We start from the raw sequence: 13,390 nt of genomic DNA on the forward strand, positions 1-13,390 counted from the left end.
GGTGACGCCTTGGGACGCTGTCACCCGCCCGTCCCCTAAGGGATTCTCCCGACCCCTAAGGGTGTCCGCGCCGTTACCCGGCGCGCCCGCCCGCTACTGCCCGTTCACTCACACCCGCGCTNGCGCCCGCCCGCTACTGCCCGTTCACTCACACCCGCGCTGCCCAACCGCCTGCCACGCTGAAGTCTTAGTTCCCGACGCAGCCCATCCGTCCCGCGGCGAGGATCGCGCTGGCCAATGTCGAACCCGACCCGGGGTAGACGGTCGTTTCGCGCCACCCGGGCTGAATGGGGTAATACGGCGGCAGGTCGACGAACCAGCCGGTGTAGATACCTCGTTGGGCGGGGTCACCCGGGAATGGGGGCACGCAAACCACCCGCACTGGCCCGCTCCCGCAGTCCGGCCCCGTCTCGCCAGGGGCGCATTCCTCGAACCCGAGAGGAATGGGCGGCAGCGGGACCGGCGTCGGCGTCGGCACGAACGGTGTCGGCGTGGCCGTCGGCGGCACCGGCGTCGCCGTCGGCGCCGCCCCTGCCGTGGGCGTCGGCGTCGCACCCGGCCGCGGCGTCGGCGTCGCCGTCCCCGGCGTTCCGGTCGCGCCCGGCGTTCCCGTCCCCTCCGCCGTCGGGCTCGCGCCGGGCGTTCCCGCTGGTGTCTCCGTGGCGCCTGTCGGCCGCGGCGTCGGCGAACCCACCGGCACCACCGCCGCCGGCGTCAGCGCCCGCGTCGGCTCTCCGCCGGGCGCGCCCGGTGTGCCGCTGCCGCCGTCGCCGCCCGACCGCACCAGCACCGCCGCCGCCAGTGCCGCGACGAACACGAACCCCGCCGCCAGCGCGATCAGCATGCCGCGCGGCGCCCCGCCCTGTCCCGGCCGCTCCGGCCGTTCGAACAGCACGCCCCCGGCCGCCCGCCGGTACGGTGCCGGCCCGCGCTCGTACCCGTACGGGTCCGGGTTCGCCTCCTCGTAATAGGAGGGCGGCTCGATCGGCGCCCGTCCGGGGACCGTCTCCGCCGGCCCCGGCGGCTCGGGCGCCCAGCCGTCGGCCTCCTCGGCCGGCGTGGTCCATCCGCCGCCGGCCGCCCCCGCGCCCCCGGCCGCCCCCGCGCCCGGCCGCCGAAACGGGTCCGAGCGCTCGCGCGGTGCCCGCGACGTCCCGGCCGCCCGCGGCCCGCCCACGTACCCCGCCGGCGGCGCCGCCGGCCCGCCGACCTCCCCGCCCACGAGCTGGTCGAGCAGCGGCTGCGGGTCCAGCTTCAGATAGTTCGCGTACGACCGGAGGAAGCCCCGGACGTACACCGGCGCCGGCAGCACATCGAACTCCTCGGCCTCGAGCGCCTCCAGGAAGCGCGGCGAAATCCGCGTCTCCTGCGCCGCCTGCTCGATGCTCAATCCCCGGCGCTCCCGCGCCTCCCGCAGCGTATCCCCGATGCGTGCCATTCCGGTGCCTCCCCTGGGGGAAACATAAAGTACGCGACAACTGTCAAACGGGCGAATCGCGCCGGTTGGTCGCCGCCGGCCCGGCCGGTACCATCCCCCTGTGCGTGCCGTCCATCTCGCCGCAGCGGCGCTCGCCGCGCTCGGCAGCGCAGCCGCCGCGGCCCAGCCGCAAATCCCCGCGACCGTCTACGGCTCCGTCACCATCGACGGCCAGCCAGCGCCAACAGGCACCGAAGTGCGCGCCTTCATCGGCCCGGTCGACTGCACCCAGGCCGCTCCCGGCGAGCGCCCCGCCTTCCGCGACGGCCCCGCCACCGCCTACGTGGTGACCGTCCTCCACGAATCCCAGCGCCCCGGCTGCGGCCGCAGCGATGCCGTCATCACCTTCACGATCGACGGCCGCCCCGCCCTCCAGTCCGTCCCCTGGGAGCCCGGCCCCATCCGCCTCGACCTGAGCCTCGGCTCGCCGACCACCATCCCCCTCCCCACCAGCACCCCGACCCCGCCCGGCGGTGCCGCGACCCCGACCCCTCCGCCGCTCCGCACCGGCACCCCGCCCACCGACGACGTGACCCCGCCGGGCAGCCTCCAGCCCGGCGGCCCGGGCGGGAGCGCCGCCGGCCCATCGCAGCAGCCGCAGCCCCCCGCCGATGGCGCCTTCTGGCCGTGGCTCCTCATCCCCGCCGCCGCCATCGCTGCCGCGGCCGGCCTCGCCGCGCTGCGCCTCCGCCGAAAGCGCCCGGCGGGGGACTAACCCGCCCTTCTCAGCCCGTCGTATACCATAGCGAAAGGGGCCGATAGCGCCCCCGTACGGCCGCATGCGCATCCTGCCCTACCTCGCCATCTTCACCTTCGTCGCTGGCGTCAGCCTCCTCGCCGTCGGCTGGTACTACGCCCCCGCCGAGGCGCCGGCCGCTCCCCCCGCCGTCGTCGGCTTCGACATCCGCCCCACCGAGACGCCGACCCCAACCGCCAGCCCCACCGCGGTCCCCTCCCCGACGCCAACCCCGACCCCCTTCGACGGCAAACTCGCCCGCATGATCGCCCCATCCCTCGGCATCGACCACGCCATCGAAGAGATCGGCATCCTCCCCAACAACCAGCTCGATACCCCGCACGACGGCGTCAACAACGTCGGCTGGTACTACATCTACGACAAGCCCGGCTTCGGCGGGAACGCCGTCTTCGCCGCCCACGTCAACTACAACTTCAAGCCCGGCCCCTTCGTCAACCTCTACAAAGCCAAACCCGGCGACCGCATCACCATCCAGATGGCCGACGGCCCCGCCTACGTCTACGAGGTCTTCTACTTCCAGCGCTACGACGTCAACTCCATCCCCATGGGCGACCTCATCTCCGGCGTCGTCGGCGGCCGCGCCCGCCCGAAGGATGAAGAGTGGATCACCCTCATCACCTGCGGCGGCCGCTTCGTCGCCACCCAGCCCAACGGCCTCGGCGAATACCTCGACCGCGACGTCGTCGTCGCCCGCCGGGTCCAGTAACTCCTCCCCCTAACCGCGCGTTTCCTCAGCCGAGCCCGTTTCGCTCGCCTGCGATACGGTATCCCGTGCAACCCCGCCCATCCCGGAGCGCTCCGTGAAGCTTGCCCGCAACGCTGCCGTTGCCGTCTTCCTGCTCGGACTCGCCCTCCTCGTCGTCGGCGCCGCCTGCAGCTCCAGCGGCGCCAGCGATGACACCGCGCCGGCCGCGCCGTCGCCCTCCGCCGAGCCCACGCTCGCGGCGACCTCCACGCCCACGCCGCGGCCCACCCCGACCGCTACCCCCACCCCCTTCGCCGGCAAGGTCGCCCGCCTCCAGATTCCCCGCTTCGGCGTCGATGCCCCCATCGAAGAGCTCGGCGTCGATTCGACCAACACCCTCGAAACCCCGAAGGCCGAGAACACCGCCGTCGGCTGGTATTCCATCTACGACCGGCCCGGCTGGGGCGGCAATGCAATCTTCTCCGCCCATGTCTACTACCACTCGAAACCCGCGCCCTTCGTCAACCTCGCGAAGAGCCAGCCGGGCGACATCGTCCTCGTCGTGATGGAGGACGGCACCACCTACAAGTACGAGGTCTTCTCGAACAAGCGCTACCACCGCGACACCATCCCCATGGGCGAAATCATCGAGGCGCCCGAGAAGGCCGACTACGACGAGTGGATCACTCTGATCACCTGCGGCGGCGAACTCGACGCCACCGGCCTCGAGTACCTCAGCCGCGACGTCGTCGTCGCGAAGCGCATCTGGGAGTAGCCGCGCCCTCACGAACCCCTCCGGGAGTCCCGCGCTCCCTCCCCGGCGCGCCGCCGCCCCGGATCAGGGTTTTCACCGCCGGGAACGCGGCATGCCCCCTCCCCGCCATCGGGCCTTTGCCCATCAAGGGAACCCCCGCGCCCTTCCTACCATGACCTCCGTACCGAGCAGCCGCTCCCGGAGGTCCAGCCATGCGCACCCGGCTCCTCGCCGCACTCCTCATCCCCGCGCTCGTCCTCGCCCTCCTCGCCGGCGCCTTCCTCGGCCGCGACCGGGCGGCCAGCGCCGCCCAGCTCCTCCGCGGCTGGAACAACATCGCCTACTTCGGCCAGGCCGCGCCCCCTGCGCAGGCCCTCGCCCCGCTTACCGGGGAATACACCGCCGTCTACCGCTGGGACCCGGCCACCCAGGCCTACCAGCTCTACGCGCCCGGTGTCCCCGGCTTCGTCAACACGCTCACCACGATCAACCCCGGCGATGCCATCTGGGTCCACTACACCGGCAGTGGCCGCGAATTCAACACCGGAGCACCGCCCTCCGGCTCCGTCCCCGCCGGCGGCTCGGGCAAACTCAGCATCGCCGCCAGCACCTTCGTTCCCGCCAGCGATCTCGCCGTCTACGAAAAGAGCTTCAACCAGCTCTACCCGCTCAACACCGACCCGGCTTCCCAGCGCTACTTTGCCCCCGTCCATCTGCCCCACGGCGCGACCATTACAACCATGACCGCCGCCTTCGAAGGCACCGGCGACACCGTGAAAATCCGCCTCGACTACACCCCGATCACCAACGGCGACACCCCCGGCGCGGTCTACATCCTCGCCGAAGTTCGCTCCAGCGCCGGCCCGTCGCCGCAAACCGCCTCCGCCTACGCCCACCAGGTCGATAACGGCGCCAACGTCTACTTCCTCGTCGTCGACCTCACCGGCGGCACCGCGTCGAAGCTTCGCGGCGTCACCATCAGCTACACCTACTAGGAGCCGGCTCATGCTCGCCCGGCGCCGTTTCCCTGTCCCCGCCTTCGCTGCTGCCGCCTTCCTGCTCATCCTCCTCATCGGAACCTCCCGCCCGGCGCGCGCCCTCGCCGAGACGGACGTGGCCTTCGCCGTGGCCCAGTCCCCGGCAGCCCCCGCCACCGTCCAGGTCGGGTCCCACGTCACGTTCACCGTCACGGCCACCGTGAACGCCAGCCTCGGCGTCGTCCCGCTCCTGCTCGATTTCGATTACCCGCCCGGCCTCACCTTCCTCTCCGGCAGCTCCTCGCCCCCCGGCGTCACCTGCACGAACGACGTCCCCGCGCCCGGCATCGTCCGCTGTGACTACGGCGTCGTCGGCACCGGCCCGCGCTCACCCGTGACGCTGACCTTCTCCATCCAGTCCACCGCGACGACCGCCGCAGCCCAGGCGGTGATGCGGGCCGGCGTCTCCGACGGGGCCCCGGACTCCGCCGCCGACGGTGACGACAGCTTCACCGGGGCCGGCACCCTCACCGTCTTCGCCGGCTCCATGTTCACGGCGAACGGAACGCCCTCCCCGGCCGCCACTTTCGAGCGCGCCGCCGTCACCTACACCGCGACGCTCACCAACAGCTCAGGCGCGGCCACCGGCGCCTTCGACGCATCCCTCCAGCTCCCCGGCGCGGTCGTCCAGTCCATCAGCTGCTCGTCCGGGACTCCGGGGCCGGCCGGCTTCGCCCAGGCGAACTGCGCCGGCGCGAACCTGGCGGATACAGAGACCCTGACCATCACCGCCGACCTCCTGCCCCAGGACACCGCCAGCGGCGACGACGTCGCGCCCCGCCTCGTCGCCGCCGCCCTCGGGGTCGATGTCCCGCTCCCGGGCATCACCGTCCACGAGGTCGGCCTCCAGCGCACTTCGGGCGCCCCGGCCGTCGGCTCCCCGGTCACTGTCTGCACCGCCGCCGTCGCCGCTGATGTCGCCAACACGGCCGCCGCCGGCGCCGCCCAGCCGAACGACCTCACCCGCATGAAGGGCACGAACTCCGCCCAGGCCGTCCTGCAGCTCAGCGACTTCACCGTCACCGGCCCCGGCGGCAGCGTCACCGCCGCGGCCGCCTCCGGCTGCGGCGCGAACCAGTCCGGCGTCACCTTCACGCCCGCCGCGCCGGGCACGTACACCGTCACTGCCCGCTACAACACCGGCGGCACCAACGTGCTGACCATCGACGTCCCCGGCGGGTCGAACCCCGTGCCGACCCTGGCCGCCATCTCGCCGGCCTCCGCCGCCGCCGGCTCCGGCGCGCTCACGATCACCCTCACGGGCTCGAACTTCATCGCCGCCAGCGAAGTCCGCTGGAACGGCTCGCCGCTCGCCGCCGTGACCTACGTCTCCTCCACATCGCTCACCGCCACCGTCCCCGCCGGCCTCCTCGCCGCGCCCGGCTCCGCCTCCGTGACCGTCCACAACCCGGCCCCCGGCGGCGGGACGTCCGCCCCGCAAACGTTCACCATCACCGCGCCCGCGGCGAAGCTCGCCTTCACCACCCAGCCCGGCAACGGCACCGCCGGAAGCCCGCTCGCCGTCCAGCCCGTCGTCGCCGTCCAGACGGCCGCCGGCGCCACCGTCACCACCGACAACGCCACGGTCGTCACCCTCTCCGTCTCCGGCGGCGCGACGCTCACCTGCACCGGCGGCCTTTCGAAGACCGTCTCAGCCGGGGTCGCCGCCTTCTCCGGCTGCACCGTCACGCCTGCCGGCACCGGCTACACCCTGCTCGCCACCTCCTCGCCGCCGCTCACCTCCGCGACGAGCGCACCCTTCGATGTCACGGCGGCGCCGCCGGCCTCGACCAGCCAGCTTGCCTTCCCCGCCGTCACCGGCCCCGTCCCCCGCAGCCGCCTCACCTTCGCGGTCGACTCCGGCACGCTGAACCCGGCCGAGGTCCGACTGACCATCCGCCGGAGTTGGGACAACAAGTACTGGAACGCGGCGGCCGCGGCCTGGCAAACCGACCCCGTCCAGAACGTCATGACCTCCGCCGGCGGAACGGCCTGGCAGCTGGCGATAACCGGCGTCGCCCGGCGCAGCTTCGTCGATACCACGGTCACCATCGAAGCGTTCGCCACTGCCGGCGGGAATGAGTACCGCAGCGCCGCCACCGCCACCATCGCCATCAGGTAGGCCCGCGATGCACGCTCCGACCTTCCGCCGCCTTCGGGTTCGCACCTACGGCCCCCGCGCCGGCAGAATCGGCGCTCCCCCGATGCCCCGCGCCGTCCCCGCCGCCTACCTTCGAACCATGCTGCCCGGCCTCCGCCGCACGGCCTCCGTCGCCTCCCTGCTGGCGCTCGCCGGCCTCCTCTCGGCCGGCTGCCTCGCCTACGCGCCCGAAGGGACGGTCGCCACGCCCGCCCCTCCCGGCCAGTCCGGCGGCTCCCGCCTGCCCCAGCTGCTCAGCCAGCTCCAGGGCGCCGGTGCCGGGATGGAAGTCTTCTCCGAACACCCCCAGAACGAAGTTCTTGCCGCGCAGGACGCCGAACCCGGCAAGGCCGCCCCGTCGGCGACGCCGACCGTGACCGCTACCGTCGCCGGCGACCGCACCACCCCCACCCCGACCGCCACGCCCCGCCCCGGCACCCCGACGCCGACCCCGCGCCCCGGCTCTCCCACGCCCACCCCCCGGCCCGGCGAAGGCGCGACGGCGACTCCCACCCCGTCGCCCTCGCCCACGGCGACCCCGACGCCGACCGCCACGCCGACGCCGACCCTCACGCCCACGCCCACCCCGACCCCGCGCCCGCCCACGGAAGGCGGCGGCAGCGGCGGCAACCCCACGCCCCCGCCCACGGAGGGATAGCGCGATGGCCGCGACCGCTCACCGCACCCGCTGCAGCGCCTGCGGCCGGGCCCTCCCCTTCGCCGACTGGACCCGCGGCCGCCCGCTCTGCGAGCCGTGCGCCCGCCCTGCCGCCGCGCGCCGCGCTGCGCCCCCCGTCCCCGCTCCCCCGCCCCCCGCGGACGACCTCGTCGACACGGTCCCGGACGCTCTCATCGACGAACTCGTCGCCGCCCTCGAAGCCGAAGCCGCGAAGCTCGACCAGGCCAGCCCCCTCGCCGGCGTCCTCGCCGAACTCGAGCTCGGCCGCACCCCGCGCGAACGCCACTGGGCCGCATGGGGCTTCGCCGCCGGCTTCGCCCTCAACGCCGGCATCGCCAAGTGGGCCCAGGTCGCCTCCGGCGCCCCCATCTCCGACTTCCTCGCGCCCATCCTCATCGGCGGCGTCGTCGCCGGCGCCACCTGCGCGGCCATCGCCTGGGGCATCGCCCGCCTCCGTCAGCCCGCCTGAACCGCCCCGTTGCGCATTGGCACCCTCCCCGCACACTGGGCCCTATGCGCATCCTCGTCACCGGCGGCGCCGGCTTCATCGGCTCCCACATCGTCGACGCCTACCTCGAAGCTGGCCATGAGGTCGCCGTCGTCGACAACCTCTCGACCGGCCGCCGCAGCAACGTCAACCGCGACGCCCGCCTCTACGAAGTCGATATCCACGCCCGCGAGTTCGAGCGCATCGTCGCCGACTTCCGCCCCGAAGTGATCAACCACCACGCCGCCCAGGCGAGCGTGAAAGTCGGCCAGGCCGACCCCGTCCACGACCTCGAAGTCAACGGCGGCGGCACGGCTCGCGTCTGCGCCCTCGCCCTCCAGTACGGCGTCCGCAAGGTCATCTACGCCTCGTCCGGCGGCACCGTCTACGGCGAACCCGAACGCCTCCCCGTCACCGAAGACCACCCCATCGCGCCGCGCTCGAACTACGGCACCTCCAAGTACGTCGGCGAACTCTACGTCGAACTCGCCCGCCGCACCGGCGGCCTCCAATTCACCACCTTCCGCTACGGCAACGCCTACGGCCCCCGCCAGGACCCCCACGGCGAAGCCGGCGTCGTCGCCATCTTCACCGGCCTCATGCTCGCCGGCCAGCCCTGCACCATCGACGGCGACGGCGAACAGCGCAAGGACTACCTCTACGTCGGCGACATCGCCCGCGCCAACCTCCTCGCCCTCGAAGCGGGCGACGGCCTCGTCGCCAACATCGGCACCGGCATCGGCACCACCGTCAACGAAATCTGGCGCACCCTCTCCGACGCCACCGGCAACACGATCCCCCCGCGCCACGGCCCCCCGCGCCCCGGCGACGTGCGCAACTTCTGGCTCGATTGCACCCGCGCGCGCGACGCGCTCGGCTGGCAGCCGCTCGTTACGTTCGAAGAGGGCATCCGCCGCACCGTCGACGCCTTCCGCGCCGGCTGACCGACCGGGCGTCCGAACGGCCGCCGCCCTACCGCACCACCCCCGCCGCGCGCAGGCGCTCGATCTCGTCCGGGCTCAGCCCCGCCTCCGCGAGCACTGCGTCCGTGTGTTCGCCCAGCATCGGGCTCGGCCCCTGCGCCGCCAGCGGCGCCTCCGACATCTGGAACGGCGGCCCGACCATCTTGTACGGTCCCAGCAGCGGGTGGTCGAGCTCTACCTGCAGGCCGTTCGCCAGCGTCTGCGGGTGATCGAACAGCTCTTCGATGAAATACAGCGGCCCTGCCGGCACCCCGTGCTGCTCCAGCACCTGCGCCCACTCCTCCGTCGTCTTCGTCCGGAAGAGCGCCTCCGCCTCCGCCACCAGCTTCGGGCCCTCCTCCGCCCACCCCGGCGGGTTCACCTCGAAGCTCCCGTCCTCCTTGAACCGGGGGTCCCGCAGCCCCGTCGCCGCCAGCACCTTCAGCCGCAGCGACTGGCTCAGCGCGCCCACCGCGATGAACCCGTCCTTCGTCTGATAGACCCGGTAGTAGATGTTCCCCACGGCAGCCGGGCGGTACTTGTTGTGCACCGCCACCTGCTCGCTGAAGCTCCGCATCTCTGCCCGCGCCTGCTTCAGCTCCTCCAGCATCGGCGGGATTACCTGCTCATCGAACGCCCGGATCCACGTGAACTGGCTCGTCTGCATCGCGATCGCCGTCCCCATCAGCGTGCAGTCGATGCGCTGTCCCTTGCCCGTCCGCTCCCGGTAGTAGAGCGCCGCGCAAATCGCATTCGCCATCTGGATGCCCGTCGCGTAGTCCGCAACCGCAGGGTAGATGTACGTCGGCACGTCCCCCTGCATCTTTCCCTCGCCCGCCATCAGCCCCGTCATCGCCTGCACCACGAGGTCGTACCCGCCCCGCGTCGCCAGCGGCCCGTACCGCCCGTAGGCCGTGTTCTCGCAGTAGATCAGCCGCGGGTTGATCGCCCTGAGCGTCTCGTAGTCGATTCCCAGCTCCTCCGCCACGCCCGGCCGGTAGTTGATGACCACCACGTCGGCGTTCTTCGCGAGCCGGTGCACCACCTCGCGCGCCTCCGGCCGCGCGAGGTCGATCGCTACCCCGCGCTTCCCCCGGTTCAGGCTCGCGAACGTCCGCGACTCCTTCGGCAGCAGCTCCACGAACACCCGCCACGGCTCTCCCTCGAGCGGCTCGAACTTCGTGACCTCCGCGCCCATGTCCGCGAGATGCATCCCGCAGAACGGTCCCGCGATGATTTGCGAAAACTCCAGCACCTTTACGCCCTGCAGCGGTCCCGTTGGCATACCTGTCCCTCCAGAGCGCCTATTCTAACCTTTGCGTGAACGTACGCCAGCCGCCCTACCCGTCGCGGCGCTCGCCCGGGTCATCCGCCGCCGGCAGCGCCGTCACCCCCGGCCGCACCTTCGGCTCCATCCCGGCCCGCCGCGCCGTCTCGTAGTTCGCCCACCAGAACGCCCGCGCCATCCGCGAAAGCGCCGCCTTCTCCTCCTCCCCGAACCCCGCGAACAGCGCCCGGATGAGGTCGACGTACGCCTCGCGCCCCCGCTCCGCCGCCGCCCGTCCCGCTTCCGTCGCCTCCACCACGACCAGCCGGCGGTCGTTCGCCGCCCGCTGGCGCGTCACGTACCCCGCCTCCTCCAGCCGGTGGAGCGCCGCCGTCACTGCCGGCCGGCTCAGCCAGAGTGTGTGCGCCAGCCGCCGGGGCTCGCTGCTCGGCACCAGCTGCAGCAGCCACAAAATCCGCCACGCCTCGTACGTCAGCCCCAGTGCGCGCTGCATCGCCTGGTTCAGCGCGCTCCCGAGCAGCTGCCCCGCCGAGTTCAGGTCGTAGGCCGCGAAGAACGTCGCCTCGTCGAGCCCGCCTTCCTCGACCCACGCGGCGGCGCGCCGCTCGAGCCGCGTCGGCGGGTATACCCGGTCTCCGTCCCGCGTCTCCCCGCGCCCCGCGCCCATGTGCTCAGCCGATGTCAGTCGTGATGCGTCGGCACCACGAGCACCGCCCGGTGCGTGCCGTGCACCACCCGGTCCGTCGTGCTGCCCAGCGCCAGGCGCTTGGCGAACCCCTTCCCCGTCGAGGTCACGACGATGAGGCTCGCGTTCTCCTGCTCCGCGCACTCGAGGATCGCCGTGGCCGCATCCCCCTGCACGAGGATCGTGCGCTCGCCCGGCTTCGCCGTCGCCTGCAGGTACTCCTTCGCGGCCGCCTCCAGCGTCGCCGAAAGGTCAGCCGGGTAGTACGAAAATTCGATGCCCGCCGGCGGCGGCACGCTGTACGCCCGCAGCAGCACGATCGGCAGCCCTGCCTTGGCGGCAAGATCCCGCGCGACCGCCAGGCCCCGCTCCGCCTCCTCCGAGCCGTCGACCGCCACCAGCACCGGCCGGCCGTTCCCCGGCGGCTCCGGCGCCTCCGTCCCCGGCTCCGCCAGCACCGGCACCTTCGAACCGCGGATCACCTTGTCGGCCACGCTCCCGAGCACCATCGCCCGGAACCCGCCCCGCCCGTGGGTCGCAATCACGACGTACGAAGCCGTCTCCGCCGCCTGCAAAATCTCCTTCGCCGGCGAGCCGTACACCACATCGCACACCGGCTCGCCCAGCCCGTGCTTCTCCGCCTGCTCCGTCGCGTACTTCCGGAACCGCTCCGCCGTCTCCTGCCGCTGCTCTGGTGACCCGTCGTGCTCCACCACGTGGATGAGCCGCACCGGCAGCCCCGTCACCCGCTTCAGCCACGCCGCGTCCACGAGCGCGTGCTCTGCGAGGCTCGAACCATCGAGCGGAATCAGGATCGGTCCGTTCTCTGCCATCGTTGCACCACCTTCTCGCTGGTTGCCCAAGCATGAACCATCGGCGCCGAGTGCGCGAGGGCCCTTCTGCCCCCATCTTCGGCCCCGGCCGCTCCCTTGCGAATTCTTTCACGAATGATCCACCGGCCCGCCCTTTTCGGACCTCCCGGCCGTCTCGGTTTTCCCTGCCTGCACCGACGATACCCCTGCGAATCGTCGCACGGAGGCATCGCCCCATGACGGATCCCTCGGTCCACATCGACCACCTGGCGCAAACCGCAGCCCGCCTCGACCGCCGCCGCTTCCTCCGCAAGGCCGGCATCGTCGGCGCCGCCATCCCCGTCGCCGCGGGCGCCATCGCCAGCGCCTGCTACGAAGACCCGACCGGCAGCAAGGCCGAACCCCCGGGCGTCGGCGCCGGCAACGTCAAACCCGGGCCCACCCCCGCCTCCGGCGGCGCCCCCGCCAGCCAGGAGCGCTGGCGCAAGATCGACGCCGACCACAAGCAGGGCATCGTCGACTTCCTCCGCAACCAGAAAGCCCCCATCACCAAAGGCCGCGGCAACGTCCCCCTCGAACCCCGCATCGAGAACGGCGTCAAGGTCTGGGACATCACCGTCGACGAGGTCGACTGGGAAGTCGCCCCCGGCCAGGTCGAAAAAGCCCGCGGCTACAACGGCATGATCCCCGGCCCCATCCTCCGCGGCAAAGTCGGCGACCGCGTCCGCATCAACGTCAAGAACAACCTCACCGAAAGCACCGCCGTCCACTGGCACGGCATCCACCTCCCCTACACCATGGACGGCGTCCCTTTCCTCACCCAGGACCCCATCGAGCCCGGCCAGACCTTCACCTACGAGTTCACGCTCAAAAACGCCGGCTCCCACATGTACCACTCCCACCACGACTCCGCCGACCAGGTCAACCGCGGCCTCCTCGGCGCCTTCATCGTCGACCCCGCCGACCCCAAAGAGTTCGTCCAGTACGACCGCGAATACATCCTCATCCTCAACGACTCCCTCCTCGGCTACACCCTCAACGGCAAAGGCTTCCCTGCCACCGACGCCCTCGTCGCCCGCAAGGGCGAGCGCATCCTCGTCCGCTGGATGAACGAGGGCATGATGTACCACCCCATGCACCTCCACGGCCTCGCCATGGAAGTCGTCGCTATCGACGGCTACAAGCTCGCCAACCCGTGGAAGTGCGACACCATCGACGTGCCCCCCGGGAACCGCTTCGACACCATCATCGAAGCCTTCGAACCCGGCCTCTGGGCCTTCCACTGCCACGTCCTCAGCCATGCCGAAAGCGCCGCCGGCTTCTTCGGCCTCGTCACCGTCCTCGTCGTCGAAGACGACAACTTCAAAGTCGCCGACCTCCTCAAGTCTGTCGCCGTCCCCGTCAACGAACCGTCGCCCGACCTCCGCGTCAGCCTCTCCACCAACCGCCAGGCCGTCCCCGACGCGGAAAAGGGCGTCTTCACCCTCTGGTGCGAGCAGAACGCCTGACCCCGGCCGCTTGAGCCGTCCTCCCTCCCTGGCTGGAAGGGGCGCCCCCGCACGGCGCCCCTTCCGCGCTTCTCCGCCGAACCCTCCCTACAATGGAGCCACACCCACCACCGACGGAG

General features: G+C 72.2%; 13 protein-coding genes. 9 read left to right on the top strand and 4 right to left on the bottom strand.

Annotated elements, in window-relative coordinates; all coding sequences use genetic code 11:
* Positions 1-187: 187 nt before the first annotated feature.
* Positions 188-1,438 carry a helix-turn-helix domain-containing protein gene (locus O0235_RS10255; RefSeq protein ID WP_270055698.1) on the bottom strand — a complete coding sequence of 417 codons (1,251 nt, stop codon included), beginning with the start codon at positions 1,436-1,438 and terminating at the stop codon, positions 188-190.
* 100 nt (positions 1,439-1,538) lie between these two features.
* Between O0235_RS10255 and O0235_RS10260 the strand changes: the two genes are divergently transcribed.
* The 8 genes from O0235_RS10260 (at position 1,539) to O0235_RS10295 (ending at position 8,960) form a co-directional block, all read left to right on the top strand.
* The gene (locus O0235_RS10260) at positions 1,539-2,192 is read left to right on the top strand and encodes a hypothetical protein (protein WP_270055699.1); all 654 of its coding nucleotides are present in this window, start codon (positions 1,539-1,541) and stop codon (positions 2,190-2,192) included.
* A 64-nt stretch (positions 2,193-2,256) separates the two neighbouring features.
* Positions 2,257-2,940, top strand: a complete 684-nt coding sequence (locus tag O0235_RS10265; RefSeq protein WP_270055700.1) for a class F sortase — start codon at positions 2,257-2,259, stop codon at positions 2,938-2,940.
* Positions 2,941-3,034: 94 nt separating this feature from the next.
* The gene (locus O0235_RS10270) at positions 3,035-3,694 is read left to right on the top strand and encodes a class F sortase (RefSeq protein WP_270055701.1); all 660 of its coding nucleotides are present in this window, start codon (positions 3,035-3,037) and stop codon (positions 3,692-3,694) included.
* A 191-nt stretch (positions 3,695-3,885) separates the two neighbouring features.
* The gene (locus O0235_RS10275; RefSeq protein ID WP_270055702.1) at positions 3,886-4,668 is read left to right on the top strand and encodes a hypothetical protein; all 783 of its coding nucleotides are present in this window, start codon (positions 3,886-3,888) and stop codon (positions 4,666-4,668) included.
* A 10-nt stretch (positions 4,669-4,678) separates the two neighbouring features.
* Positions 4,679-6,832 carry an IPT/TIG domain-containing protein gene (locus tag O0235_RS10280; RefSeq protein WP_270055703.1) on the top strand — a complete coding sequence of 718 codons (2,154 nt, stop codon included), beginning with the start codon at positions 4,679-4,681 and terminating at the stop codon, positions 6,830-6,832.
* A 118-nt stretch (positions 6,833-6,950) separates the two neighbouring features.
* Entirely contained in the window at positions 6,951-7,508 is a 558-nt protein-coding gene (locus O0235_RS10285; protein WP_270055704.1) for a hypothetical protein, read from the top strand.
* Positions 7,509-7,512: 4 nt separating this feature from the next.
* Positions 7,513-7,998: a hypothetical protein gene (locus tag O0235_RS10290; protein WP_270055705.1), complete on the top strand. Its 486-nt coding sequence runs from the start codon at positions 7,513-7,515 to the stop codon at positions 7,996-7,998.
* A gap of 44 nt (positions 7,999-8,042) precedes the next feature.
* Entirely contained in the window at positions 8,043-8,960 is a 918-nt protein-coding gene (locus tag O0235_RS10295) for an NAD-dependent epimerase/dehydratase family protein (protein ID WP_270055706.1), read from the top strand.
* A 28-nt stretch (positions 8,961-8,988) separates the two neighbouring features.
* On the opposite strand, the gene O0235_RS10300 is transcribed toward O0235_RS10295, so the two are convergent.
* From O0235_RS10300 to O0235_RS10310, 3 genes are read right to left on the bottom strand one after another with little or no spacing between them, the layout of a single operon-like run.
* Positions 8,989-10,263, bottom strand: coding sequence for a CaiB/BaiF CoA transferase family protein (locus O0235_RS10300; protein ID WP_270055707.1), 1,275 nt, complete (start codon positions 10,261-10,263; stop codon positions 8,989-8,991).
* 55 nt (positions 10,264-10,318) lie between these two features.
* Positions 10,319-10,933, bottom strand: a complete 615-nt coding sequence (locus tag O0235_RS10305) for a MarR family winged helix-turn-helix transcriptional regulator (protein ID WP_270055708.1) — start codon at positions 10,931-10,933, stop codon at positions 10,319-10,321.
* A gap of 14 nt (positions 10,934-10,947) precedes the next feature.
* Complete coding sequence (locus O0235_RS10310; protein WP_270055709.1) at positions 10,948-11,784, bottom strand: universal stress protein; 837 nt, start codon at positions 11,782-11,784, stop codon at positions 10,948-10,950.
* Between the two features lie 215 nt (positions 11,785-11,999).
* Here O0235_RS10310 and O0235_RS10315 point away from each other — a divergent pair, with 215 nt between their 5' ends.
* Positions 12,000-13,271, top strand: a complete 1,272-nt coding sequence (locus tag O0235_RS10315; protein WP_270055710.1) for a multicopper oxidase family protein — start codon at positions 12,000-12,002, stop codon at positions 13,269-13,271.
* The last annotated feature ends 119 nt before the right edge of the window (positions 13,272-13,390 follow it).

Source organism: Tepidiforma flava, from assembly GCF_027594505.1.
Classification (GTDB): Bacteria; Chloroflexota; Dehalococcoidia; order Tepidiformales; family Tepidiformaceae; genus Tepidiforma; species Tepidiforma flava.

What these genes read in the sequence shown, in the direction of transcription:
- O0235_RS10255 (WP_270055698.1), bottom strand. Translation starts at nt 1,438, where the DNA reads ATGGCACGCATCGGGGATACGCTGCGGGAGGCGCGGGAGCGCCGGGGA.
- O0235_RS10265 (WP_270055700.1), top strand. Translation starts at nt 2,257, where the DNA reads ATGCGCATCCTGCCCTACCTCGCCATCTTCACCTTCGTCGCTGGCGTC.
- O0235_RS10275 (WP_270055702.1), top strand. Translation starts at nt 3,886, where the DNA reads ATGCGCACCCGGCTCCTCGCCGCACTCCTCATCCCCGCGCTCGTCCTC.
- O0235_RS10280 (WP_270055703.1), top strand. Translation starts at nt 4,679, where the DNA reads ATGCTCGCCCGGCGCCGTTTCCCTGTCCCCGCCTTCGCTGCTGCCGCC.
- O0235_RS10285 (WP_270055704.1), top strand. Translation starts at nt 6,951, where the DNA reads ATGCTGCCCGGCCTCCGCCGCACGGCCTCCGTCGCCTCCCTGCTGGCG.
- O0235_RS10290 (WP_270055705.1), top strand. Translation starts at nt 7,513, where the DNA reads ATGGCCGCGACCGCTCACCGCACCCGCTGCAGCGCCTGCGGCCGGGCC.
- O0235_RS10295 (WP_270055706.1), top strand. Translation starts at nt 8,043, where the DNA reads ATGCGCATCCTCGTCACCGGCGGCGCCGGCTTCATCGGCTCCCACATC.
- O0235_RS10300 (WP_270055707.1), bottom strand. Translation starts at nt 10,263, where the DNA reads ATGCCAACGGGACCGCTGCAGGGCGTAAAGGTGCTGGAGTTTTCGCAA.
- O0235_RS10305 (WP_270055708.1), bottom strand. Translation starts at nt 10,933, where the DNA reads ATGGGCGCGGGGCGCGGGGAGACGCGGGACGGAGACCGGGTATACCCG.
- O0235_RS10310 (WP_270055709.1), bottom strand. Translation starts at nt 11,784, where the DNA reads ATGGCAGAGAACGGACCGATCCTGATTCCGCTCGATGGTTCGAGCCTC.
- O0235_RS10315 (WP_270055710.1), top strand. Translation starts at nt 12,000, where the DNA reads ATGACGGATCCCTCGGTCCACATCGACCACCTGGCGCAAACCGCAGCC.